This is a genomic window from Methylobacter arcticus, from assembly GCF_050917435.1.
GTDB classification, from domain to species: domain Bacteria; phylum Pseudomonadota; class Gammaproteobacteria; order Methylococcales; family Methylomonadaceae; genus Methylobacter_A; species Methylobacter_A titanis.
This window is the reverse complement of sequence record NZ_CP159583.1, coordinates 448514-472685: the sequence shown is the minus strand read 5'-3', so window position 1 is coordinate 472685 and position 24172 is coordinate 448514. Positions and strand designations below refer to the sequence as shown.

At 47.6% G+C, this 24172-nt stretch carries 24 protein-coding genes; 5 read left to right on the top strand and 19 right to left on the bottom strand.

Features of this window, described 5'->3' with window-relative positions:
• Position 1: 1 nt before the first annotated feature.
• From kdsC to ABXJ76_RS02300, 6 genes are all read right to left on the bottom strand, one after another.
• The gene (kdsC, locus tag ABXJ76_RS02325) at positions 2–544 is read right to left on the bottom strand and encodes a 3-deoxy-manno-octulosonate-8-phosphatase KdsC (protein ID WP_432743732.1); all 543 of its coding nucleotides are present in this window, start codon (positions 542–544) and stop codon (positions 2–4) included.
• Positions 544–1521 (bottom strand): KpsF/GutQ family sugar-phosphate isomerase, encoded by a 978-nt coding sequence (locus ABXJ76_RS02320; protein ID WP_432743730.1) that lies wholly within the window; start codon positions 1519–1521, stop codon positions 544–546. The genes kdsC and ABXJ76_RS02320 overlap by 1 nt, the downstream gene beginning before the upstream one ends.
• 144 nt (positions 1522–1665) lie before the next feature.
• Positions 1666–2610, bottom strand: coding sequence for a prolyl aminopeptidase (gene pip / locus ABXJ76_RS02315; protein ID WP_432743728.1), 945 nt, complete (start codon positions 2608–2610; stop codon positions 1666–1668).
• Positions 2611–2613: 3 nt separating this feature from the next.
• Positions 2614–2994, bottom strand: coding sequence for a type II toxin-antitoxin system VapC family toxin (locus ABXJ76_RS02310; protein ID WP_432743726.1), 381 nt, complete (start codon positions 2992–2994; stop codon positions 2614–2616).
• Positions 2994–3239 carry a type II toxin-antitoxin system Phd/YefM family antitoxin gene (locus ABXJ76_RS02305; RefSeq protein WP_432743724.1) on the bottom strand — a complete coding sequence of 82 codons (246 nt, stop codon included), beginning with the start codon at positions 3237–3239 and terminating at the stop codon, positions 2994–2996. The genes ABXJ76_RS02310 and ABXJ76_RS02305 overlap by 1 nt, the downstream gene beginning before the upstream one ends.
• 143 nt (positions 3240–3382) lie before the next feature.
• On the bottom strand, positions 3383–4279 hold the full coding sequence (locus ABXJ76_RS02300; RefSeq protein ID WP_432743722.1) for a hypothetical protein: 897 nt from the start codon (positions 4277–4279) through the stop codon (positions 3383–3385).
• Between the two features lie 592 nt (positions 4280–4871).
• On the opposite strand from ABXJ76_RS02300, the gene thiO reads away from it, so the two are divergent.
• Complete coding sequence (gene thiO, locus ABXJ76_RS02295) at positions 4872–5972, top strand: glycine oxidase ThiO (protein ID WP_432743720.1); 1101 nt, start codon at positions 4872–4874, stop codon at positions 5970–5972.
• 163 nt (positions 5973–6135) lie between these two features.
• Positions 6136–7149, top strand: a complete 1014-nt coding sequence (locus ABXJ76_RS02290) for a quinone-dependent dihydroorotate dehydrogenase (protein WP_432743718.1) — start codon at positions 6136–6138, stop codon at positions 7147–7149.
• A 128-nt stretch (positions 7150–7277) separates the two neighbouring features.
• Here the strand turns inward: ABXJ76_RS02290 and pmbA are convergent, their stop codons facing one another.
• The 10 genes from pmbA to rlmH form a co-directional block, all read right to left on the bottom strand.
• Entirely contained in the window at positions 7278–8609 is a 1332-nt protein-coding gene (pmbA, locus tag ABXJ76_RS02285) for a metalloprotease PmbA (RefSeq protein ID WP_432743716.1), read from the bottom strand.
• A gap of 20 nt (positions 8610–8629) precedes the next feature.
• A complete protein-coding gene (locus ABXJ76_RS02280; RefSeq protein WP_432743714.1) occupies positions 8630–8752 on the bottom strand; it encodes a DUF2283 domain-containing protein in 123 nt (40 codons plus the stop codon).
• A 128-nt stretch (positions 8753–8880) separates the two neighbouring features.
• Entirely contained in the window at positions 8881–9108 is a 228-nt protein-coding gene (locus tag ABXJ76_RS02275; RefSeq protein ID WP_432743712.1) for a hypothetical protein, read from the bottom strand.
• Positions 9109–9117: 9 nt separating this feature from the next.
• Positions 9118–10569 (bottom strand): metalloprotease TldD, encoded by a 1452-nt coding sequence (gene tldD / locus ABXJ76_RS02270; RefSeq protein WP_432743710.1) that lies wholly within the window; start codon positions 10567–10569, stop codon positions 9118–9120.
• Between the two features lie 92 nt (positions 10570–10661).
• Positions 10662–11246 carry an outer membrane protein assembly factor BamC gene (gene bamC, locus ABXJ76_RS02265; RefSeq protein ID WP_432743708.1) on the bottom strand — a complete coding sequence of 195 codons (585 nt, stop codon included), beginning with the start codon at positions 11244–11246 and terminating at the stop codon, positions 10662–10664.
• Between the two features lie 7 nt (positions 11247–11253).
• On the bottom strand, positions 11254–12057 hold the full coding sequence (locus tag ABXJ76_RS02260) for a carbon-nitrogen hydrolase family protein (protein WP_432743706.1): 804 nt from the start codon (positions 12055–12057) through the stop codon (positions 11254–11256).
• A 96-nt stretch (positions 12058–12153) separates the two neighbouring features.
• Positions 12154–16050: a YhdP family protein gene (locus tag ABXJ76_RS02255; protein ID WP_432743704.1), complete on the bottom strand. Its 3897-nt coding sequence runs from the start codon at positions 16048–16050 to the stop codon at positions 12154–12156.
• A gap of 160 nt (positions 16051–16210) precedes the next feature.
• The gene (gene rng, locus ABXJ76_RS02250; protein ID WP_432743702.1) at positions 16211–17665 is read right to left on the bottom strand and encodes a ribonuclease G; all 1455 of its coding nucleotides are present in this window, start codon (positions 17663–17665) and stop codon (positions 16211–16213) included.
• Entirely contained in the window at positions 17662–18237 is a 576-nt protein-coding gene (locus ABXJ76_RS02245) for a Maf family protein (RefSeq protein ID WP_432743700.1), read from the bottom strand. The genes rng and ABXJ76_RS02245 overlap by 4 nt, the downstream gene beginning before the upstream one ends.
• Positions 18237–18704: a 23S rRNA (pseudouridine(1915)-N(3))-methyltransferase RlmH gene (rlmH, locus tag ABXJ76_RS02240; RefSeq protein ID WP_432746418.1), complete on the bottom strand. Its 468-nt coding sequence runs from the start codon at positions 18702–18704 to the stop codon at positions 18237–18239. The genes ABXJ76_RS02245 and rlmH overlap by 1 nt, the downstream gene beginning before the upstream one ends.
• 145 nt (positions 18705–18849) lie before the next feature.
• Between rlmH and ABXJ76_RS02235 the strand changes: the two genes are divergently transcribed.
• The 3 genes from ABXJ76_RS02235 to fliW all read left to right on the top strand — a co-directional run bounded on the left by ABXJ76_RS02235 (position 18850) and on the right by fliW (position 21446).
• Positions 18850–19557: an LPP20 family lipoprotein gene (locus ABXJ76_RS02235; protein WP_432743698.1), complete on the top strand. Its 708-nt coding sequence runs from the start codon at positions 18850–18852 to the stop codon at positions 19555–19557.
• 119 nt (positions 19558–19676) lie between these two features.
• The gene (locus ABXJ76_RS02230) at positions 19677–20903 is read left to right on the top strand and encodes a flagellar assembly protein T N-terminal domain-containing protein (protein ID WP_432743696.1); all 1227 of its coding nucleotides are present in this window, start codon (positions 19677–19679) and stop codon (positions 20901–20903) included.
• Between the two features lie 84 nt (positions 20904–20987).
• On the top strand, positions 20988–21446 hold the full coding sequence (gene fliW, locus ABXJ76_RS02225) for a flagellar assembly protein FliW (protein ID WP_432743694.1): 459 nt from the start codon (positions 20988–20990) through the stop codon (positions 21444–21446).
• Between the two features lie 528 nt (positions 21447–21974).
• Here fliW and panD read toward each other — a convergent pair.
• From panD to panB, 3 genes are all read right to left on the bottom strand, one after another.
• On the bottom strand, positions 21975–22364 hold the full coding sequence (panD, locus tag ABXJ76_RS02220) for an aspartate 1-decarboxylase (protein ID WP_432743692.1): 390 nt from the start codon (positions 22362–22364) through the stop codon (positions 21975–21977).
• 76 nt (positions 22365–22440) lie between these two features.
• On the bottom strand, positions 22441–23325 hold the full coding sequence (panC, locus tag ABXJ76_RS02215; RefSeq protein WP_432743690.1) for a pantoate--beta-alanine ligase: 885 nt from the start codon (positions 23323–23325) through the stop codon (positions 22441–22443).
• Positions 23326–23330: 5 nt separating this feature from the next.
• On the bottom strand, positions 23331–24146 hold the full coding sequence (gene panB / locus ABXJ76_RS02210; protein WP_432743688.1) for a 3-methyl-2-oxobutanoate hydroxymethyltransferase: 816 nt from the start codon (positions 24144–24146) through the stop codon (positions 23331–23333).
• Between the last annotated feature and the right edge of the window lie 26 nt (positions 24147–24172).

The following is a 24172-nucleotide window of genomic DNA, read 5'->3' as shown; positions in this document are numbered from 1 at the left end:
GTCATTTTAAGTAAGTATTCAAGACTTCATCAAAACGTCCTTGTGCCTGCATAATAAAGTCACAAACTTCCCTGACCGCACCCAGGCCTCCAGGCAAGGTCGTACACCAATCAGCATGTTGTTTAACCGCAAAGTTAGCATCACTAACCGCAATCGCCAGACCGACTCTGATCATTATAGGCAAATCCAACAAGTCATCGCCGACATGCGCCGCCTGATCCGGCGTTATACCTATAAGCTCAATAATCTCATTAAATGCGGCGACTTTATTTTCATGGCCCTGATACACATGCTCGATACCCAGATTTTTCATGCGCAGTGCGACCGAGTTTGAGTTGCGCCCGGAAATCACCGCGACCTCAACACCGGTATGACGCAGCAGCTTGATGCCATGACCGTCCCGTGCGTGAAATGACTTGTATTCATTGCCCTCAGCATCGAAAAAAAGCCTGCCATCAGTTAATACTCCGTCCACGTCCAGAATCAGCAATTTGAGTTTCTTGGCTTTTTCCACAATAGCCTGCCTGTTTTGACTATCCGTCATTACACGATACCTGCTCGAATCAGATCATGCATATTCAATGCACCTATCGCCCTGTGCTGCTGATCAACAACAATTAAAGCGTTAATTTTTTTCCGTTCCATAATTTGCATGGCCTCAGCCGCCAGCATATCCGCCGAAATGACCGTACAATTCGGTGTCATGACTTCGGTAATGGAGGTTTTGTGTATATCAAAATTCTTGCCCAGCATTCGCCGCAAATCGCCATCAGTAAAAATACCGGTGACGCGGTTATCCGTATCGACTATCGCCGTCATACCCAGCTTTTTCTCAGTCATCTCCAGCAAAGCATGGCTGATCAGTGCAGACTCAGGCACTGAGGGTACTTTTTCATCGGTATGCATAATATCACTTACCATCAATAACAATCGCTTGCCTAAACTGCCGCCGGGATGAGACAAGGCAAAATCATCGCGAGTAAAGCCCCGTGCTTCCAGCAAAGAAACCGCCAGCGCATCGCCCATCACTAAGGCTGCTGTGGTGCTGGAGGTAGGCGCAAGTCCCAGCGGGCAAGCTTCTTGCTCAACAGCCACGTTGATATGGGTGGTGGCAAACTTAGCCAGCGTTGACGCCGGGTTTCCGGTCATGGCTATTAACGGTACACCCAGCCGTTTAATGATAGGCAGTATCGTTAAAACCTCCTCGGTTTCCCCTGAATTCGATAAAGCCAACACCACGTCTTGCTGAGTAATCATACCCAAATCGCCATGGCTGGCTTCACCCGAATGCACAAAAAAAGCGGGCGTTCCGGTACTGGCTAAAGTCGCAGCAATCTTACCGGCAATATGCCCTGATTTACCCATGCCGGTAACCACCACACGACCTTTACAAGTAAACATTAATTTGCAGGCAAGCACAAAATCATCATTAATTTGCTCGGCTAATGCGGCAATCGCCTGTGTTTCCACCTGAATAACGGCTAAGCCCAATTCACGGAGCTTTTGATCATGTAATTTCATTTATTTGTATAGAGTGTATTGCAGTCGCTCAGGCATGCTGAATTTGGCGCCTCAGGCATGTTGCCGTTGAAGGCTTATTAATTTACGTGAATGATAAAGCATTTACCGCTTTATGGGGCAGTTGATTGTAAATTTAAAGGACTATCAATTACCTGCAAAGCTGTCGGTTGCAGCAACCAGCGCATTGATCATTTCCTTACCCTGAGCGACATGCCCGGCATTGGGTAAAACAATATATTCGGCATTCGGCAATGCTTTATGCAGACTATAACCGGCTTCGATCGGGCAGACAAAATCATAGCGCCCGTGAATGATAACCGTTGGAATATCAACCAAGCCGCCACAATTATCCAGGATCTGGTTTTCCCTAATAAAATAATGCTGCTTGGCATAATGCAATTCCATGCGCACCTGTTTAACCATTTTTTCCGTTGCATGTTCGCCTTTTGGACTCGGCTGATAATCGTTACCCAATGCCACCTGCCCACCCCAGGCCATCCATTCCTTGGCTGCTCGCCTTTGCGCCACCTCGTCTTCGCCCCATATTGCATCATACAACTCTTGCACCGGATTTCCTCGTCCTTGTTCCGGGATACTTTCAATTAATCGCTGCCATTGCTCTGGGTAAATATTGCCCGCGCCATCTTTGGCAAACCAGTCCAAATCCTGCTGCCGCGCCAGAAACACCGCACGAATAATTAAGCCTATGACTTTATCCTTATGCTGCTGGGCATACAACAAAGCCAGCGCCCCGCCCCACGATCCGCCAAACACCAGCCATTGAGCTATGTCCAGCTGATGTCGGATACGCTCCATATCATCGATTAAATCCTGGGTGGTATTGTTTTCCAGCTCACCAAAGGGCAGCGACAGCCCACAGCCGCGCTGGTCAAACAGAATGATGCGATAAAACTTGGGATTAAAAAAACGCCGATGATCGGGCTTGGTGCCGGAACACGGTCCGCCGTGCAAAAAAATGACCGGAATGCCGTCAGGACTGCCGCTTTGCTCTACATAAACCTGATGCTTACTGCCGGTTTCGAGGAAAAATGTGTGGTAGGGAGGTGTTTCAGGATAAAGGGTTTTCATTATTTAAACGGGTTTAAATTCTTTTATCGAAATATCTTTCAGGACTCGATAATGCTTAATGTTAGCTGTAAAAAGGTCGAGGCCATTTGCAACTGCCGTCGCACTTATCAATGCATCTGCAAGTTGCATTGAATGACTTAAATAATATTGCTCAACATAAAACATCGCTTTAGCGGAAATATCCTCAGAAAGATACAGCACTTTTGCATTCCAAAATCTTAACGCTCGTCTTAATGCAATAAGTTCCTTTTTATTTCGCATTCCCTGAACCAGCTCTATATAAGTCACCACCGAAATAAAAAAACCTGACAAGACTTCTATTTCCAGCCTTGCATTATTGTTACCTTTTAAATACCAGATCAACACATCCGTATCGACCAACATCAAAAAAACCTGCCTTTTCTCAGATTCTGCATATATTCTTCTACAGATTCAATATCAACGCGATCCGCCCAAATCCCGAACAACTCATCCTTATTATCCAGTACAGTTGTCTTATCCACTTCCTCATAAGGCACAAGCCTAGCGCAAGGTTTACCCCTGAAAGTAATGACGACATCTTCTCCCTTGCTTACAGCGTCAAGCAGCCCTTTTGAATGAACTCTAAGATCTTTTGCGGTTGCTTTCATATTGCTCCCATATCAAGTTACTTTTTCAAAGTATGAACTTAATAACATTAAACGTCAATTCACCCGAAAATTACGCAAAAAAAAGAGAGGGGTTTGAAACCCTCCCTTTTTTGCCCTTTTCAGGTTTCGCTAAGTATGCAATCTTAGAACTTGAAACCTAAAGAACCGCCCAAGGTGAAGCCATCGGTATCAACACCGTCAACATCATCAAAAGTATGATGATAACGACCATCCGCACCAATCACAATGCCTTTCAGGAATTCATATTCCGCACCGGCACCAAACTGCATACCCGTGTTCAACACAGTTACCGCATCAGATGGAGGACTGATAATATTGATGTCCAAACCGACTGGAATCAACCAAGGTCTGAATTTGCTGCCATGCATAAATTTTATTTTAGGTGAAGCATTGATACGTAACATATTGACCGTTACAGATTGTTGTAAATTTATCGTCTGACCCAAAGCAGCCGTAGTAATTACATTATCAAGACCGCTGTCTTTTCTATCGCCTAATTCGGAATATTCAATACCCAATTCCATCAGAAACGAAGTATGATCCATCAGGCCGAACAGGTTATTGTTCATATTGAAATCGATCGCGCCGCCATAATAGAAAGCGTCTTTGTCTGTTCCACTGGTCAGAACATCTTCACCTAAGCCGGATCCCCCCAAACCTGATGTTGAACCACGATTATCATTAAGATGCATCCAGCCGCCACGAGCAGAGAATAAGTGGTCTTTTTCAACTACGGCTACAGGAGCACTCTTAACCGACGTCATCCACTGATCCAGCTCCTGAACTTTGTCGGCTTCGGCACTAGAACGAGGACGGCTTGTTTCCGCTCTTAATCGGCTTATCTCAGCTTGCATAGCTTGCAGTTGCGCTTCCAATGCGTCAACTTTATTGCTCATGCCTGCTACTTCAGCGTGGTTCTGCGATTTTGAGCCGGCGACAGCTTGCGGAGAAACCAATGCCCCGGTCATGGTTAATGTTGCCGTCGCAATGCCCAGCGCTAGTTTAGTTTTATTGATCATTTATCCCCCTCATGAGGTTATTATTTTATAAAAATTTGTTTTAATACAACAAATCCTATCCTACGGGCATAATAGTAGCAGTTAAACTAATTCCCTACAAGTTTTAACATCACTTTTTTAATATTAACTAATCCTTATTTATCAACAAGTAAGAACACCTTCTAATTACAAAGAATTAACTGTACGCAAAAAACAACAAATTATTCAGCTTATACTTCTACGCCACAATTATTTTTTTTTGCACCACTCTCGGCTAAGCATAAAACACAAAATCTGCCCTAACCTATAGAGGGTTGTTGAATCGACACAGAAAAATGACGCTATAAGTGTGGTATTCTCTATAACACAAATAGAGATTTTCTACTTAACAAGGCTAATTTGGATTTAACCGTTTGCGGTAAACCATGAAGCGATTAAATTAGAAATCAAATCGCTAGGAAGATAGTATATTTTGTACAACAGACAATGGGTTAACCGCCTTTTATGTCACCTGAGCATCATGATTTAACATTTTCTCACGTTATTCAATTTCCATTCCTCAGCGCTACCCAACAACACTACTTATTTTTTACCCTGATCTTTACCAACATACATGACCACAATCCCTGACATTACCCTCATTGGCGGCGGCATTATCGGCCTGCTAACTGCCCGCGAGTTTATTAAGGCTGGCGCTACCGTCGCGATTATTGATAAAAACCAGCTGGGGCAGGAATCATCCTGGGCGGGCGGCGGTATTTTGTTGCCGCTTTATCCTTGGCGACAGCCGGATGCGATTAGCCGCTTGGTATTACAAAGTCTGAAGCTGTACCCGGCTTTGGCCGCCCAATTAACTGCCGAAACCTTGATAGACCCGGAATGGAATCCCTGCGGCTTACTGATCACTAAAAATCCCGACATGACTGCGGCGGTTAACTGGTGTGCGGCTAACGCTATTTTATGCCAACCCGCTGATGCCGGTTTTTTGAACAACATTAACACCATCCCCGACCAGCCGCTTTGGCTGCCTGAAATTGCCCAGGCACGAAATCCACGGCTGGTTAAATCATTAAAACAAGACCTGATCAATAAAGGCGCCACGCTAATAGAACATTGCGAATTGACCGGAATTACCCGCACTAATAGCCGCATAACAGCGATCAATACCTCATCCGGCCAGCTCGCCGTCAACCAATTGATTATTGCTGCTGGCGCTTGGACCGGTCAGTTATTTCGGCAGCTTTTTTCAGCCGCTATCGACAATGCGCCAAAAATCGCTCCGGTTAAGGGTCAAATGCTGTTATTTGATGCACTGCCGGAAACGCTTAAGTTCATGGTACTGGATGGCGATCAATACCTGATTCCACGACTTGACGGTAAAATACTGGCGGGCAGCACCGTAGAGCGGGATGATTTCAACAAGACAACAACTGAAGAAGCCCGAGACCGGCTGCATGCATTTGCCGTAAATTTGTTGCCGTCGCTTAACAACTTCCCGATTGTTCAGCACTGGGCGGGATTAAGACCGGGCACTGAACATGGCATACCGTATATCGACCAACATCCCGAGATCGACAACTTGTACATTAATGCCGGCCACTTTAGAAATGGCCTGGCAATGGGACCGGCATCGGCGCAACTGATGGTCGATCTGGTGTTGCAGCGCACAACGCAGGTAGTACCGGAACCTTATAAACTAACCAGCCCACACTAATATTTTAATGGGAGACCGGCCGGTCTCCCCTGCAACTAATATTTTGAAGGCAACATATGACAACAGGAGTGCAAGCTTTGCTTGCGCTTGCACGGGACGCCTGCACTCCAATAGTTAATCGCCCTCGCAACCATCAACCTTGCCCAACAACACGGTCGCCCCCATGAATCTATACCCATTACTACGCCCCCTGTTATTTTCTCTGGACCCGGAAATCGCTCACGAAGTGACGCTTAAACTGCTGAATGCGGCTTATAAGTCGGGCTTATCCAAACTCATCTATCCAAAAATTGACCACAAACCCGTCAAGATCATGGGACTGGAGTTTAAAAACCCGGTCGGTCTTGCCGCCGGTCTGGATAAAAACGGCGACTACATTGATGCACTGGCCGCATTGGGTTTCGGCTTTGTAGAAATTGGCACAGTAACGCCGCGCCCGCAACCGGGCAACCCAAAACCACGCCTATTCAGACTGCCTGAACACCAGGCCATCATCAATCGCATGGGCTTTAACAATCTGGGCGTCGACCACCTGTTGACCCAGATAAAACAAAGCGGCTATTCCGGCATTCTGGGCATTAATATCGGCAAGAATTTCGACACGCCGATTGAACATGCGGCGGACGATTATTTGATCGGCTTGCGCAAGGCTTATACATCGGCCAGCTATATCACCATCAATATCTCTTCGCCGAACACCAAGAACCTGCGCCAGTTACAGCAGGGCGATGAAGTTAAAGCTCTTATTTCTACGCTAAAAGAAGAACAGCTGAAATTGCAGCAACAGCACGGAAAATACGTGCCTTTAGCGCTGAAAATAGCGCCCGATCTGACAGCCGATGAAATAAGCCATATTGCCAGACTGTTACTGGAATTTGAAATCGATGGCGTGATTGCGACCAACACGACGGTTGCCAGAGACCAGATTGCCGATCATCCGCTGGCCCATGAAGCCGGTGGCTTAAGCGGCGCTCCGGTTAAGGAACAATCGACTTTTGTGGTGCGAGGATTGGCGGCGGAATTAAATGGCAAAATTCCGATTATTGCGGCAGGCGGAATCTTAACTGCGGCTGATGCCCAGGAAAAATTAGCGGAGGGAGCCGCTCTGGTGCAGATATACAGCGGACTTATTTATCGCGGACCGCAGTTGATTGAAGATATTGTTAAATCACTGTAAACATGAAAAGGGCAACCCACCGGTTGCCCCTACAGTTTAATTGAATTACCCGTAGGGACACGATCCGGCCGGTTTAATTGAATTACCCGTAGGGGCGATCCGGCCGGTCGCCCTTTCAATACAGCGGCTTATTCCCCGGCAATCGACATCCGCTCAACCAGTATCGAACCGGTGCGGACATTGCCGCGATAATCAATATCATTACCCACAGCAACAATGTTTTTCAGCATATCTTTCAGATTACCGGCAATGGTGATTTCTTCAACCGGATATTGGATTTCGCCGTTTTCCACCCAGAATCCGGCTGCTCCGCGCGAATAATCGCCGGTCATTATATTGACCCCTTGCCCCATCAACTCGGTAATCAACAAGCCGGTATTGAGCTCCTTTAACATGTGCTGAAAATCCAGCGCACCCGGATCAATCGTTAAATTATGCACGCCACCGGCATTTCCGGTGCTATGCAGTCCCAGTTTTCGTGCGGAATAGCTGCTCAGAACATAACTGCGCAAAAAACCGTCGCTGACTATATCGCGTGTTTTGGTCGCAACGCCTTCACCGTCATAGGCGCCGCTGCCCAAAGCGCCTTTTAAATAAGGCTGCTCGTAAATGCGGACAAATTCAGGAAAAACCTGAGTATCCAAGGCATCCAGCAAAAAAGTGGACTTGCGATATAGATTGCCGCCGCTGATTGCACCGATAAACGATCCCAGCAAGCCGGAAGCGACTTCCGCACAATAGAGCACCTGACACTGCCGCGTGCTTAAACTGCGAGCCTGCAAGCGCCGGAGCGTCCGCTCAGCCGCTTTGTTCCCTACGTCAACAGCAGACTCCAGATTAAGCGCATCCCTTGCTACCGTGTACCAGTAATCGCGCTGCATGCTGTCGCCGCGTTGCGCTAAAACCGAACAGCTTAAGGAATGACGGGTTGACGCGTAACCCTGAAGAAAACCCAGCGAATTCCCCATCACCCGGATACCCTGATGGCTATCTACCGAAGCGCCTTCGGAATTGCTGATTTCCGCATGATAAGAGCGCGCCGCATCTTCACATTCAACGGCCAGCGCAATGGCTCCATCAACGCCAATATCCCACGGGTGGTTAAGCTCAAGATCGGGAAATTCGGTAGCCAACAGCTCTTGTTCAGGCAGACCTGAAAACTCGTCTTCGCTGGTGTAACGGGCAATACTGCAAGCCGCGCTGACCGTTTCCTTAATCGAAGCCGGCGACAAATCCGTAGTACTGGCAGAACCTTTGCGTTGACCAAAATAAACGGTCACGCCCAAGCCCTGGCTGCAATGATGCTCTATGGTTTCGACATCGCCCAGGCGCACCGCTACGGACAAGCCGTTTTCCTGGCTCAAGCCGGCTTCTGCGGCACTGGCGCCCTGTTTTACAGCCTCGTCCAAGATGTCCTGAACGGTGTTTTTTAAATGATTAATATGTTCCTGATTTTGCACGGTGCTCTCTTAATTTGCTTTTATGCGATTTGACGATTTATCTGCTGAAATGAGACCTCATTAATTTCTTTAGTCTCAAAAATCGGGCACTCTGAAAACTCTAGTAATGCCGTATCGGTATCTTCAAAATATTTAATTTTCACGACTCTGTCCTAAAAAAGAAATAACTCATTATTTTGATTCGTGATCCTTGAAATCTTGATAGGAATCCCAGGCAAAGTAACTGATTAAAGCGACAAAAACCGTAGCGATTAAAAACATGATAATAGTATTAAACATCGATTAACTCCTTTATCAATTTCTTGATAATACGATACTGGTAAACAATAAAAATACTGATGCCGACTATTGCCAGCAACGCCATAAATAACAACCAGCTTTTAACTGCCAGATAATTTGCTGCCGTCCAGCCGACTAAAGTAATCATAATCGCAACCGCTGCAAAAAGTATTTTCTCATGAAGCGAAAGATCGGCTTTTATACTTTCTAGTTTTGACATGAATTCCCTCTAAACACTCGTCCCGCCAACCGTCAAGCCGTCAATCTTCAACGTAGGCTGACCGACGCCGACAGGCACACTTTGCCCTTCCTTGCCGCAGGTGCCGACACCGCTATCGAGTTCCAGATCGGTACCAACCATAGACACTTTGGTTAATACATCCGGCCCGTTACCAATCAATGTCGCACCTTTAACGGCACGGGTGATTTTGCCGTTTTCAATCAGGTAGGCTTCGCTGGCGGAAAACACAAATTTGCCCGACGTAATATCGACCTGACCGCCGCCAAAGTTTTTGGCATACAGGCCTTTTTTGACCGACTTTATGATTTCTTCGGGGTCGTGTTGCCCCGGCAACATGTAGGTGTTGGTCATACGCGGCATCGGCAGATGCGCGTAGGATTCGCGGCGGCCGTTACCGGTAGGATTCACGCCCATTAACCGGGCGTTGAGATTGTCCTGCATATAGCCTTTGAGGATGCCATTTTCGATCAATACGGTTTTTTCGGTCGGCGTGCCTTCATCATCAATGCTTAACGAACCGCGCCGTCCGGCCAAGGTGCCGTCATCGACTACCGTGCATAAATCGGATGCTACCCGCTCGCCGACGCGACCGCTGAATGCCGAAGTACCCTTGCGGTTAAAGTCGCCTTCCAGACCGTGACCTATGGCCTCATGCAGCAAAATACCCGGCCAACCCGATCCCAGCACTACCGCCATGTTGCCGGCAGGCGCATCGACAGCTTCCAGGTTAACCAGCGCCTGTCTTACGGCTTCGCGGCCATAGCCCACTGCAGTATCCTGATCGATAAAATAGCTGTAATCGCTACGTCCACCGCCGCCCATGCTGCCTTGTTCGCGCTGACCCTTTTGTTCGACGATTACGGTGACATTCATCCGCACCAAAGGCCGCACGTCGGCAACCAAAGAACCGTCCTGTCTTGCCACCAGAATATGCTCATGTACGCCGACCAGACTGACAATAACTTCTTCAATCCGGCTGTCCAGTTTGCGTGTTTCGCTGTCAACCCGGCGCAACAAATCGATTTTCTGCTGATCTTCTAGCGATTTTAACGGATTGTGCGTCAAGTAATACTGAGGCCAGTCGGCTGTTTTGGTAGAGACCTTGCAATGCAAGGGATCTGCATCCTGCCCTTGCCGAACGATGGCTTTAACGTTATTAGCCGCTTCCAATAATACCGACAGTTCAATCCGGTCGCTGTAAGCAAAGCCGGTTTTTTCGCCACATACCGCACGCACTCCGGCTCCCTGTTCAATACTATGGCTACCCTCTTTAATGATGCCGCCTTCCATGACCCAAGATTCGAAATGGCTGGACTGAAAGTAAATATCTGCCGCATCAACCGGCGAACTGAGCAACCGCCCCATAATTTTTTCAATATCGCCATCCTGTATACCGGCAGGCATCAGAATAGCTTGTCTTGCAAGGTTTAATATTTCCATCAACAAATCATTAATAAGGGTTTAGGGTAAAAGGCACAGGGCGGAAGATACAGAACGATGTTCTTTTCGCCTTTCGTCTCTCATCTTCTTCGTTATTCTTCTTTCAGCTTATCACGCAAGGTCTTAAACAATAACTGCAACAGGTCTTCTGCGCCTTCGACAGAAGGCGGCGGCGTACCGTCTTTAGCCATGCTGCTTTGTTCGCTCACATTAGCTACTGTCGCGATCACCGTCGTTTCTTCGCCCTCTTGTTTTACGGTCAGCAGATAGATGGCCGCATCATCGCTTAAAAAGGAAGTCACTTTGGCAAAAAAACCGCTGGTATCCGTTGTATTCTGGGTAACATAAAAAAGTCCCTTATCACGTTCATGATCGGTTATTTTAATGTCGCCTTGCTTCAATGCCCGATTTAAGGTATTCCAGGCTTCATCAAAAGGTTGTTTGATGTTCAGTTGCCCCGGCGTACTCAAATAAACATCCGCACCTAAGCCGGCACTGTCTTTTTTCTTCGAAATTGAGCTGTTGTCGACTATACGCTGCTCCCGAGCCGGACTGCTGCTAGTCACAATTGGCGGACGCTCAAGATTGTCGGTGTTGCGGTAACGACTTTCCTCCGTGGTGGTTGAACAGGAAACCAGAAAGCTAATCAGCAATAAACTTTTAACGATTATGCGCATATTTTCCTCAAAAAAAACGACGATGGTTCAGCGCCGGAAATGCGCTGCGCACTTTTTCCAGACGCTCCAGATCTATTTCAGCAGAGACAAAGCCGCCACCGGTTTTGTAGCAATCCAGTACCACACCCCACGGATCAATAATCATACTATGCCCGAAAGTCTTGCGGCCATTCAGGTGAAAACCGCCTTGATTCGGCGCAATGACATAACACAGGTTTTCCACGGCACGCGCACGCAGCAATAATTCCCAGTGAGCAACCCCTGTTTCTGCGGTAAATGCGGACGGGATGATCAGTATTTCCATGCCCATCTTGCGGAAAAACTCGGGAAAGCGCAAATCGTAACAAACCGCGATGCCCACTCTGCCAAAAGGCGTGTCGATCACCAACGGTTCAATACCCGGCTCAATAGAATCGGATTCGCGGTAAACCTCATCGCTGCCGGGAACGTTGACATCAAATAAATGGACTTTATCGTAGCGGGCAACGCGTTCGCCTTGATCGTTATAAACCAGACAAGCCGCCCGCACTTTATTGCTGTCATCACCCGCTATCGGGATGGTACCGCCAACCACCCAGACCGCATATTTTTTTGCAACCGTTGCCAAAAAACTTTGGATAGGCCCTGAACCATCGGCTTCTTTGGCTTTAATTTTGTCCAATTCATGATCGCCCATTAAGGCAAAGTTTTCCGGCAAAGCCACCAGCTTTGCACCCGCTTTGACCGCTTCCGCTATCAACTTGTCGGCTTCCAGAAAATTGGCGCTGATATTGGGACTTGATGCCATTTGTATGGCGGCACATCTGTTCATATTACTCTCTCTTTAATTTATAACGACTCAGCCAACAAATACAATGGAACGCTGATGACGCAGATGAAAATCTTAATTATCCGCGTCATCCGCGTTCTATTTTTCTAACTGCTGCGTGGTTTCTTCTTGCCGTAACCATGGAAAGTCGGTAATGCCATCCCAGGTTTTCTGCAGCAAGCCATTATTTTTATGCATCGGGATAATTTGGGCATTTCCCCAAGCACCTTTTACCTGATATTGGGAACCAAAGAAAAATCCTTCCTGATTTTTGCCGGTCAAAGACTGACCAATCAAGGCGGCCACTTTGCCCATAATTGTACCAGCAATAGGTACGGCATCCGCACTTTTAGGGGTGACATTGACAATGTGATCAACGGTTTGACTGACAAGATCGGTATCTCCGCTGATGGCAATTTTAGCCGGGACGGCATCGACGACTAAATCATCCGTAGAGGCGATTCCACCGGCTAAATCAAAATGCCCTTTAATGCTGTTAAAGGTCAAACCTTCCTGATAAATATCGCTAAAATCCAGCTGCGCCCGCTTTATCCATTGAGCCATCGCCAGCATACCCAGCACCCGGCCGAATCCGGGTTCTATACTTAAAATTCGTCCATTTTTGAGTGTAATATCCATCTCGCCTTTCAAATCTGCCAACGAAAATTGATACGGTGCCGCATTCCAATTAACGGTAAAATCAACGACTGCGCTGGTTTCGGTCATATCCTTAGTAATACCCAACTTTGCCAGCAGTTGCCCTGCACGAGGCACTTCCAAATGACCTTGGGTATGCGTTACCGATTTTCCTCCGCTTGCTTGCCAGTCGCCCGACAAGCTCAGCTTTTGATTTTCTCCGGTTAGTTCTACGCTGTTAAAACTCATACCGCCCGGAATGCGCTGGGTTTCTAATGATAACCGGCCCAAATCAACTGACTGCCACAACGTTTTATCACTGGTGATCGTCAATAAAGGCATAAGCTCTGGCGATAATGCCTGCGAAGCTGAAACAGCTTTCGACCCTAGTTGCTTTAATGCCGAAAGATCCAATAACTTCATGTTCAGACTGATTCTGTCAGTGCCCGTAAAACCGGCAGGAATATGAATGCTTCCGTTTGCAAATGAGCTGGCTATAGCCCCAGTCCAGTCATTGCGGTCGTGCTTCAAAGCCAGATCGAAAAGGCCAATATCGGTTTGCTTCCACAACGCATGATCGCTATGAATTTTCAGTTCCCTGACGCTATCACCTGCACCTTGAGCAACCGCTAAACCTAGCCAGTCTTGCAAAGCCAGACGGTCGCGATTGATCTCCAGCCGTAACCCGGCATCCAGGGACTGGACGACTTCACCGGCACCGACCAGCACATGCCCTGAAAAAACAGTCTTTTGTCGGGTATCCAACTGCATCGCCGCTTTCAGTTTATCGTCGTAATTTAACAGCATCGGCAATAACGGTTTATCGCCCAAACTAAATGTCAATGACAACGGTACGCGTTGTTCTCGGGTCTTAGCCAATGCTCCCGGCAAATCCAGGGATACACCGGATAATGTCGAGTTGACAACAAGCTCTGGAGCCACGTCGCCGTAAGGCAACGCCAGCTTTAACCGATACTCTGTCTCCCCGGCAGCGATGCTCCACCAGGGCAGGTCAAATTGCGTCTGTAGGTCGTCAATACCGGCTTTACCCGCAACGTTGACGCTGGTTTGGCTACCCGAACTTTCAATGTTAATTTGTATCGGATGGCCCAAGGCCGTTGCCTGAATGGCGTTACTAAAAACGCCCCGTTCATTGAACTTGAGTTGGCCATTAATTTTGCTAACCGGCAGATCCAGCGATTTCACTGTCAATCTGGCATCTTTCAATTCCGCCATGCCATCTACCTGGGCAGGCACATCGTCAACTAAAGGAATTTTAAGATCCAGTACTACCTGGGTATTTCCTTGAGGCGTAATCGCTTCCAGCAGCGAATCCACCGGCAAACTCAGCGGCATCTGCTGCATAAGGGCCAAAACCTGACCGATCTCCGCTTCAGCCTTACCCTGAATCAGCAAATACTTACTTTTATTCAGCGTTGGAATAGTCACCTCGGCTTGTTTAATGATCACGTTACCGGTTTTTCCTTGCCCGACATTAACCGTCAGACTGTCCTGTGAAAACATGACCTCGGCGTTCATACCGGTTATATGAGGCCATTCGGGAGCGTAAGACAGGTCGAACTGTTCGCCACTAAATACCGCTTCAAAAACACCCGGCGCACGGGTAAACGGAAAATCGTTTAGATTACCGTAGACCAACAAGCCGCCATGAGTCATGCTGCCGCTAATAATGGCATGATCCAGCCAGGCAACGACATCCTCGTCCATAATGCCTACCGGCAAATAATGCGTGACCTGACGCGCGTCTTCGCCCGAAAATGAGCTTTGCAGATCCATAAAAATAGGTGTACCGGTTTCGGGAATATCGATACGGAGCCGACTTTTGCTTTGAAAACTCAAGGAATCCAATTCAATCCTTTGACTGGATACAGACCAGACCTTGCCTGCTTGCTGCCAGCTCAATGTGCCTTGAAGACGGTCGACCGGCAAAACCTCACGAAACAGCTCCGGTGCTGATAGTCTGGCACTTTTAGTCGTCAGGCTAATAGTGCCCTGTTTTTCATTGCCCTTTATTCGACCGGTCAAATTCTCTATGCCGGGTATCGACGACATCGGCGCAACACCGACTTTGGAAAAACCGCCATTCAGGGCAACCGATTTTGCATTCAGATCGGCAAACAAAGAAAAGTTCTCCAGCACGCCTTTTACCTGAGCTTGCGCCAGCAATTGAAGCTGGTCATCAGTCAGGGGAGCAAAAAACTTCGCCAGCGCGGATGCTTCTTGCAGGTCCAGTTGTTCAACAAACAGCGCTATTTTAGCTAAAACATTATCATCCTTGTATTGCCCGGAAGCGCTAAACACTGCGGAGGGCCATTTTTTAGCGGTACTTTTGGGATTATCCTGGGCTTCCAGTGAAAAATCGTTCACATCAAGTTGCCACTGCTTGTCTTTGCCCAAAGAAGCATTATTTAGCCCCCAGTGAAATCGGGTTTTCAGCTGTTTAACAAAAAATGACTGCCTGTCCTGACGAACCAATGCCATCTGTTGAAGCTGTGCCTCCACATCCATAGCCACCAGTTGCGATTGCCGCCAATCACCCCAGATTTTAAAATCACCGATACCGGCATTGATATTGATTCGATCCCAAGCTGAAGTTTGACCAAGAAGTGCTGCCAATTCAGACAACAAAACGGCTTTTCCTGCTATATATACGCGCCCCTGAATGGTTGAAGGCTCAAAAATATTGCCTTTAAAATCCATGGATAATCTTAAGGTATTACCGACTTTTTTTGGCAAGTTGATCAGCATATTCAGCCGGTGTTGCTCGCCCTCATTACTGATCGCCAGATCTACTCCGCTGAACAACAGCGGCTTACTACGGCTGATTTCGTCCTGCCAGCTGATTTCGCTTTGCAAGACTTCGTATTTTCTGCCCTGCAACAGCCACTGAGGCTGTCCATCACTGGATTTTAAGCCGACAATAACAATGCTGCCATCCTGTTGTCGTTTAATAGAGAGCTTGGCGCCCACCAAGGTAACCCAAGACGATGACAACAAATCCCTACGGGTCAACAGTTCCAGTAAATCAATACCCAAACGTATTTCAGTAAACTCGATAGCCGGCTTTTCGTTATCGGCAAGAGCAACCGATGAAGGAACAAGACGGGATAAAATAGCGATGTCTTTTAACACCAGCTGAGGATTAAAACCGCGCATATTTGCGCCCAAGCGGCCTATGGTTACCGGTGTACCGACAACTTCGCCGATATGGGCAGCCAAATCAGACTTATAATGCTCAATCCCGAAAAATAGCAGGCGCACACCAGTCAAACCGATAGCTGCCGCAATCAAAGACCAAAAAATAAGATGCCGCGTTGCCCGCTTAATATGATGGATCACTGAATCAGGTGAAAGGGTAAAGGTTCAAGGTGCAAGGCTCAAAAACTTTGACCTAAAAAATAAAAACACAGAGACGAAGGGCGCTGGAAAAGGTATTTAATGCATTGAAAACCTTGTTCCTGTGAACAAAAGTATTCCTGCATATCCTTCGCTCTTCGCCTCAAAGCAAAACCACATCATACTGTTCCTGATTGTATTCAGCTTCGGCCCTGAACTTGATGCGCACACTCAAAAAGACTTCCAATTCCGCCAGCATATCCGCTTCCTCATCAAGCAGCATTTCCACCACTTCATTGGACGCCAAAACCAATATTTTCTGAACCTTATACTGTCTGACTTCGCGAATAATCTCCCGAAATATTTCCAGGCACATGGATTCCGGCGTTTTCAAAACACCTCGACCGCCGCAGGCGCTACAAGGCTCACACAGGATATGCTCCAGACTTTCCCGGGTTCTTTTGCGCGTCATTTCCACCAAACCCAACACCGATACTTCGGTAATGTTGGTTTTCGCGCGGTCTTTTTCTAAATGCCGTTCGAATGCTTGCAAAACCTGCTTTCTATGATCCGCACCTTGCATATCAATAAAATCGATAATGATGATGCCGCCCAGATTCCGGAGTCTCAGTTGCCTGGAAATCGTCTGTGCCGCTTCAAGATTGGTTTTAAATATAGTCTCTTCCAGGTTGCGACCTCCGACATAGCCGCCGGTATTCACGTCGACTGTGGTCATCGATTCGGTCTGATCGAATACCAGATGTCCGCCCGATTTCAGGTTGACTTTACGTTCCAGCGCTTTTTGAATTTCATCTTCGACGCTATAAATATCGAATACCGGACACTCGCCGGTGTAATGTTCGATAACCGGCACGATTTCCGGCACAAAAATCTCCGCAAATTCAACCAAGCGATGATAGGTTTCCCGTGAATCCACCCGGACTCTTTCGATACCTTCCCGATACAAATCCCTTAAGGTTCTGATGCTCAGTGGCAAATCCTTATGGATAAACTGCTTGGGCTTGGCATCGGCAATTTTGGCGGCTATCGACTCCCACAATTTCAGCAAAAACGTCATATCGGCAATCAATACCGTCTCATCCACACATTCGGCCGCTGTTCTTGCGATAAAGCCGCCGCATTGATGTTCCTGCCTGAAAGCGTCAAGACAGGCTCTTAAACGGACGCGCTCCGCCTCGCATTCAATCCGCTGAGACACGCCGGAATTGTGCGCATAAGGCATATAGACCTGAAACCGCGACGGAATCGATATTTCCGTGGTTAATCGCGCACCTTTACTGCCCAAAGGATCTTTGAACACCTGCACGATAATATGCTGGCCTTCATGCAAATAATGCTCGATGTTTTCCGACGCTTTCTTTTCCAGATCCTTGGCGCACAAATCGGAAAGATGCAAAAATGCCGCCCTGGGCAGGCCAATATCGACGAAAGCCGCCTGCATACCGGGCAGCACCCGGCAGACTTCGCCTTTATAGATGTTACCGACCAAACCCCGCTGCCGGGTCCTTTCAATGATGAGTTCCTGCAATACACCGTTTTCAATAACGGCAACGCGCGTTTCAGGCGGAGTAACGTTGATTAAAATTTCTTCACTCATTTGAATAGCCTAATCCCTTGCCTGGATAAAAGTTCTGCGGTTTCAAATAACGGCAAACCGACTACACCCGAAAAACTGCCGCTTAGCGACTCGACAAAGACACCGCCCCTACCTTGAATGGCATAGCTGCCGGCTTTATCAAGTGGTTCTCCGCTCTGCCAATAGGCCGCTATTTCGGATTTCGTCAACAGTCTGAAAGTCACCTCGGTAATACTTATCGCCTGACCATGCTCCCGTCCCCTTAACGAAACTGCACTATAAACCCGGTGCATTTTACCGGACAACTGTCTTAGCATGGCAACGGCATCATCACGATCTTTAGGCTTCCCCATAATCAGGTCACCCAAAACTACGGCGGTGTCCGCAGCCAAAACCGGCAAACTATCGCCCAGCTGTGCGGCACAGGCCGCAGATTTTTCTGCGGCCAATCGTTGCACATAGTCCACAGGAGTTTCGTCGGGCAAAGGGGTTTCATCAAGATCGACTGGGTGAACCCGGTAAGTTACCTTAATCTGATCCAGCAATTCCTGGCGACGGGGAGAGGCTGAGGCAAGAATAATCTGTACAGTCATTAGCGATGATAGGGATGGTTATGGAGAAGACTCCAGGCACGATAAAGCTGTTCGGCAACAACGATACGCACCAACGGATGAGGAAACGTCAATGCAGACAAACTCCATGATTCCCGTGCCAGTTGCTTGACCGAGTCCGCCAGACCTTCCGGTCCGCCGATTAATAAGGAGACATGCTGCCCGCTTTCCAGCCAGCGTTGCATCGCTTGGGCCAATTCTGGAGTCGTCCATGATTTTCCGGGGATATCCAACGTGACAATATGGGTGCTTTGAGGAATTGCCGCGATCATTCGCTCGCCTTCCTCTTTGACAATTCGACCGACATCGCTGTTTTTGGTGCGTTTGCCCGGCGCAATCTCCTTAAGTACCAGCTCACATTCACGGGGCAAGCGCTTGGCGTATTCAGCGTAGCCTTGCTGCACCCAGCCCGGCATGCGGTTTCCTACTGAAATCAGATTTATTTGCATGCGGTGCAGGATACAGGAGAACAGGCTTATGATGCAATGCAGTCTATTGGCAGTCATATCCGGCAACAAAATAGCTGGGCTAAAAACTTAAGGAATGGACTTATCAGCCGCTACACACGAGTAAGTCAACACAGGAGTTAGTACCGTGAAAATTAAATACCTAAAACCAGCATTTTCTGCGCCTATTGTCGACAGGATTGCGGCATACACACCATCCTTGGCGACCGCCGCGTTTGTTCCCGACAAACGTACGGCATACACACCATCCCTGGTGATAACAGGGTTAGTTATCAGCTTATTGATGACCGCCTGCACTACTGCCAAAATACCGCCAGCGCCATCACTTGCATTTTTGCCGAATAAAACCATCAATGCGACAGGCTATGGCACCGTCGAAAAATCCGATAAGTATTCGCGCTCACAAATCAAACTAATGGCCATGCGAGCATCGAAAATGGATGCTTACAGAAGCTTAGCCGAGCAGCTTAACGGCATTCAATTACGCGGCCAGACTAGCATCGAAAACATGCAAGTCAGCCATGACAGTTATCAAGTTTATCTTAATGCTTATGTACGAGGAGCCAGAGTAAAAAGAACCTCGGTTATCGGTAGTGACGCCTATGCCGGCGACGATACCTTTGAAACAATTGTGGAGCTTGATCTGACGCCAAGATTCTATGAATGCATTAACGGTTCAAGCGAACTGATGAATCAGTGTCTTCAACAAAATCCAGAAACTTCGGCGCCCAATGCTGGGCATACCGCGCCCACAACCGTATCGAGTATTAGTTCGGGATGCAATGCCATCGACTGTTACAACTATCCTAGTACTAAGGGTTTTAATCGACAATAATTTTGGTCATTTTGGCCAGGTACTGCCACAAACACTCACTTTTGAAAATTAACATAAATAGCATTTAAGGGCTATTATGCAGTGTCGTAATTATTCTCAGCAACAAACCGGTTTAATCAATGGCAAAAATATTACTCAACTGCATATTGGCATCGCTGTTTTTGTCATCGCTATCGTGCGCCAATGTTCAACCTCAGGCTCGTGCTCATACAGTTACCGTTGAAGGTCAGGCTGCCATTAACAAAGGCATGCCGTTATTAGCTAAAAAACAGGCCTTGCAGGATGCCATCCGTCAAGCCTCCATGCAATCGTCTGCTACTATTCACAGCCGGACTTTAGTCGATCAAAATAACGTTTCGCTGGATACTGTTTCGATGCACACCGCAGCCGCTGTGAGCAATACTAAAGTTATCAAAGAATGGACTGCCGATAATATCTATCATGTTGTCGCCATGGTGGAATTATCTGCCGACAATTCCTGCACACCCCACTACCGCAAACGCATTATCGCAACTGCCTTTCCTTTAGTTAAACAAGAACAGGTCATTGCCTACGAAACACAAGATTTATATGGCGGTATTCCACGGGAACTTAATAACCTGTTAATGGAATCCGGCGAATTTATAGGCAGTAATGCCACTAATATCAATCTATATCCAAGAGCCGATTTGGCTCCGGAATTACAAGACCGTACCGCCTATCGTCCGTCAAAAGTCATGCAAATAGCCGCATCAAACGGCGTGCAATTTGTGTTATCCGGCGTGATTAGAGACTTAGAAGTCGAATCCAGCGAATACATGAGAGGCGCCGGACCTTTGGCATTTGCCAGAAGTTTAGCTCGCGATGTCGTCGCCAGACGAGGCATAGGGATTGATGTCTATGTACATGATGGATATACCGGCGCATTACTGCTCCAGCAACGCTATGTTGATGATGTCATCGGTGATGTATTCATACCCGCAACTTATTCGGTAGGCAGCGAGCGCTTTAACGCCACCTCAACCGGCGGAAAAATAGCTCAAATTATCAATCAGGCAAGCACCGATATTCGCCAGTCCTTAAGTTGTTACCCGTTTACAACACGTATTATCGAAATTAAGGATGATACCGTGTTTATTGATGCAGGCACCCAGGAAAGACTTAACGTCGGCGACCAACTGGCAGTCTATAGTACGACGGGCAATGACTTACATCTTGATGGCGGCCTTAGCTTTATCGGTAAAGACAAGCAACCCGTCGGCATATTAACCATTCGCACTATCACGCCGCGTTACGCGATAGGCAAATTGGAAGTCCCTGCTCGTGAACTGGGCGTCAAGGTCGGCGACTGGGTAAAATCCTGGTAAATAGCTTATGACAAGCCAGCCTTGCTATACTGATGATTGTAGACTATACATTCACATTCACATTCATTTTTACCCGAGTTTATTATGGAAATTACATCTAGTTTTTTAGGCAAACAATTCATTGATTCCAACACCATCATTAACTTTCCCAACGGCATACCCGGCTTTGAAGATCAAACCCGTTTCAAGCTATTTCATCAGGAAGGCGACAATCCCCTCATTTTCTGGCTGCAATCTTTAGATGATGAATCCCTGACGCTTTCAGTTGCACAGCCCTCTATTTTCAACATCAATTATAACTTTGAATTAAACGATGCAGAAGAAGCCATACTGGGAATTGAGGATATCGCTGACACGCTTATCTTAATAATTCTACACAAAGACGAAACCGATCAACCGACTATTAAAGGTGCGATTAAATCGCCATTAGTGATTAACTGCACCAAGAGAATAGGCTTGCAAAAAGTGCTGGGGCAAGTTGATCAAAGCATAACGCTGACTGAAACCAGCAATGAACTTCATCAAATTTCTTCGCTGGTCTGAAACCTCGGCCTTCACGGGGATTATTTGAGTTTGACAACGATGCATTGGCATCGTTATCCTTTTTGGTAACCTCCTCGCTCACGGGGAGGAACAATCCACCGACCTCTATCCGTCGGCGGTTGTCACTCGACGGATGAGGTCGGGTGTGGATTGAAACATGTTTCTGAAAGCGCATAAAGCTAATAGCCAATGAATACTTTCAAGCAGCAAGCATTTGCTCGGTTGTTGTGCGATATTGTTGAGAGGGTGTGAATAATTTCGTGCAACTGCTTATTGTTCCTCGTTCCCACGCTCCGGCGCTCATCGTTATACACATCTCGAAGTAGGCCGGAATAAGCCGGTTCGAGCGACAGCGAGAACTGGCGTTTCCGGCAAACACCTCCCGAAATCGCCGGAAACGCCACCTCGCGCTACGCGCTTGGATGGCCTTATTCCGGCCTACATCCCCAGTATCCATGTCGAAATGACGCTCTTGGACAGACTTGTGTATAACGACGAGCGCTCCGGCGTGGGAACGCCTACAGGCCATCAAGCAGCAGAGGCAGCCTGAACAGGAATGGAACTGGCTGAACGTTGAACTTCATTGTTTTCATTAAAATAAATCAGGGTAGGCTTATGACTTTCGGCTTCCTTTTGATCCACTATGGCAAATGCGCAAACAATAATCAAATCACCAGGACACGCCAGACGGGCAGCCGCGCCATTCACTGAAAACAAGCCCGATCCTGCTTCTGCACGAATGGCGTAGGTCGTAAAACGCGCACCATTATTGACATTGTAAATCTGTATCTGCTCGTATTCTCTGATACCCGATAAATCGAGAAGATTGCCGTCAATCGCACAAGAACCCTCATAACCCAATTCTGAATGGGTCACCGTAGCTCTATGTAATTTCGCTTTAAGCATCGTGATTTGCATAATAAAAAAACACTCTAAATACCCTTGAGAACCGCGCATTATCCATTAATAGCGACAATGCATCAACTTTTAGCCTTTAAATCCCCTCAGATAAAAGAACGTCTGAGTGGGATTGGGGTTTTCTGGAAAAACAAACATTATCGATTAACCGGGTTTTGCTTAAGTGCGCCGCCGCCAACAAAACCAGCTCCATATCATCCTCGTCTGCTTTTTTCAAATCACTCACCCTACACACACTAAAATAATCCGGCTGAAAACCGGATTCCTGCAAAAACAGTATTGCCTTGCGTTCTACTTCCTGAAAAGAGGCTGATCCGGCTAAAATAGCGTCACGCGCGACACATAAAGTTTGATAAAGTTTTGCGGCTGTCGTTTTCTCCTCGGCACTTAAATAGCCGTTCCTGGAACTCATTGCCAAGCCGCTTGCCTCCCGAACCGTTGCTACGCCGACTATTTCAACAGGAACGTTCAAATCCCTGACCATCGTCCGTATCACCGTCAACTGCTGAAAATCTTTTAAGCCAAATAAGGCGACATCCGGCTGCACCATATTGAATAATTTACACACAATTGTTGCAACGCCGTCAAAATGCCCCGGCCTAAACGCGCCGCAATACCCTTCAGACAAACCGGATACCGATACAGCCGTTTTGGCATCCGATGTATAAACGGCTGAAACAGCAGGTTGAAACAATAAATCCGCACCGCAAGCACTGAGCTTTTGCCGATCTTCAGCTTCGGTACGGGGATAAGTCTCAAAATCCTCGCCAATACCGAACTGGGTCGGATTGACAAAAATACTGACCACCACCCGATCTGCCTTCTTTTGGGCTTCATCCACCAGCGCCAGATGCCCGGAGTGCAGATTGCCCATCGTCGGCACCAAGGCAATACTCTGTCCTGCTGAGCGCCATACTCTAAGGGCGTCGCGCAATTCTGCTACGGTATTAACTATGCGCATAAACCTTAAAAACTATGTTCAGTAGCGGGAAACAGGGATTGCTTGACCGCCTGATGATAGGCATGAATAGCCTCCTCGATATTCGCGGCGCCATTCATGAAATTCCTGGAAAAACGCGGACGCTTGATGGTGCCGATATTGAGCATGTCATACAGCACCAGCACCTGCCCGTCGCAGTCTGCACCGGCACCGATACCGATAACGGGGATCGTTAACTGCGCGCTAATGTCTTTAGCCAAGGTTGCCGGGACGCACTCCAATACCAACAGCCCCGCGCCCGCTTGCTGCAATTGATGGGCATCGGCAAGCATTTTTTCGGCAGCCGCCCTTTCCTTGCCCTGCACCCTATAACTGCCCAATTGATTAATCGATTGCGGCAACAAACCCAAATGCCCGCAAACCGGAATGCCGTGATCGACAAGAAAACTGACGCAATCGATTCTCGGCCCTTCCAGCTTAACCATTTGTGCGCCGCCAAGCTGCATTAATTTGGCCGCATTTTTAGCTGCACTAACAGGCGTGGTATAACTCATAAACGGCAAATCGGCGATAATAAACGCCCGCTGTCTGGCATTGCTGACGCACCGGGCATGATAAACCATGTCCCTAATGGTGACCGGAAGCGTTGTATGGTGTCCCTGGATAACCATACCCAGAGAATCCCCCACCAGCATCATATCGACACCTGCCTTGTCGATTAATGCGCTAAAACTGGCATCGTAGGCGGTTAAACAAGAGATTTTCTCGCCGCGTTGTTTCATCGCCGCCAGATCGTTAATCGACAACGGTTTTAGCGTAGCGGTGGAAGGATATTGATTCATATTGTTCAGATGGATGTCGGCTTTAT

What these genes read in the sequence shown, in the direction of transcription:
- kdsC (WP_432743732.1), bottom strand. Translation starts at nt 544, where the DNA reads ATGACGGATAGTCAAAACAGGCAGGCTATTGTGGAAAAAGCCAAGAAA.
- ABXJ76_RS02320 (WP_432743730.1), bottom strand. Translation starts at nt 1,521, where the DNA reads ATGAAATTACATGATCAAAAGCTCCGTGAATTGGGCTTAGCCGTTATT.
- pip (WP_432743728.1), bottom strand. Translation starts at nt 2,610, where the DNA reads ATGAAAACCCTTTATCCTGAAACACCTCCCTACCACACATTTTTCCTC.
- ABXJ76_RS02310 (WP_432743726.1), bottom strand. Translation starts at nt 2,994, where the DNA reads ATGTTGGTCGATACGGATGTGTTGATCTGGTATTTAAAAGGTAACAAT.
- ABXJ76_RS02305 (WP_432743724.1), bottom strand. Translation starts at nt 3,239, where the DNA reads ATGAAAGCAACCGCAAAAGATCTTAGAGTTCATTCAAAAGGGCTGCTT.
- ABXJ76_RS02300 (WP_432743722.1), bottom strand. Translation starts at nt 4,279, where the DNA reads ATGATCAATAAAACTAAACTAGCGCTGGGCATTGCGACGGCAACATTA.
- thiO (WP_432743720.1), top strand. Translation starts at nt 4,872, where the DNA reads ATGACCACAATCCCTGACATTACCCTCATTGGCGGCGGCATTATCGGC.
- ABXJ76_RS02290 (WP_432743718.1), top strand. Translation starts at nt 6,136, where the DNA reads ATGAATCTATACCCATTACTACGCCCCCTGTTATTTTCTCTGGACCCG.
- ABXJ76_RS02275 (WP_432743712.1), bottom strand. Translation starts at nt 9,108, where the DNA reads ATGTCAAAACTAGAAAGTATAAAAGCCGATCTTTCGCTTCATGAGAAA.
- tldD (WP_432743710.1), bottom strand. Translation starts at nt 10,569, where the DNA reads ATGGAAATATTAAACCTTGCAAGACAAGCTATTCTGATGCCTGCCGGT.
- bamC (WP_432743708.1), bottom strand. Translation starts at nt 11,246, where the DNA reads ATGCGCATAATCGTTAAAAGTTTATTGCTGATTAGCTTTCTGGTTTCC.
- ABXJ76_RS02260 (WP_432743706.1), bottom strand. Translation starts at nt 12,057, where the DNA reads ATGAACAGATGTGCCGCCATACAAATGGCATCAAGTCCCAATATCAGC.
- rng (WP_432743702.1), bottom strand. Translation starts at nt 17,665, where the DNA reads ATGAGTGAAGAAATTTTAATCAACGTTACTCCGCCTGAAACGCGCGTT.
- ABXJ76_RS02245 (WP_432743700.1), bottom strand. Translation starts at nt 18,237, where the DNA reads ATGACTGTACAGATTATTCTTGCCTCAGCCTCTCCCCGTCGCCAGGAA.
- rlmH (WP_432746418.1), bottom strand. Translation starts at nt 18,704, where the DNA reads ATGCAAATAAATCTGATTTCAGTAGGAAACCGCATGCCGGGCTGGGTG.
- ABXJ76_RS02230 (WP_432743696.1), top strand. Translation starts at nt 19,677, where the DNA reads ATGGCAAAAATATTACTCAACTGCATATTGGCATCGCTGTTTTTGTCA.
- fliW (WP_432743694.1), top strand. Translation starts at nt 20,988, where the DNA reads ATGGAAATTACATCTAGTTTTTTAGGCAAACAATTCATTGATTCCAAC.
- panD (WP_432743692.1), bottom strand. Translation starts at nt 22,364, where the DNA reads ATGCAAATCACGATGCTTAAAGCGAAATTACATAGAGCTACGGTGACC.
- panC (WP_432743690.1), bottom strand. Translation starts at nt 23,325, where the DNA reads ATGCGCATAGTTAATACCGTAGCAGAATTGCGCGACGCCCTTAGAGTA.
- panB (WP_432743688.1), bottom strand. Translation starts at nt 24,146, where the DNA reads ATGAATCAATATCCTTCCACCGCTACGCTAAAACCGTTGTCGATTAAC.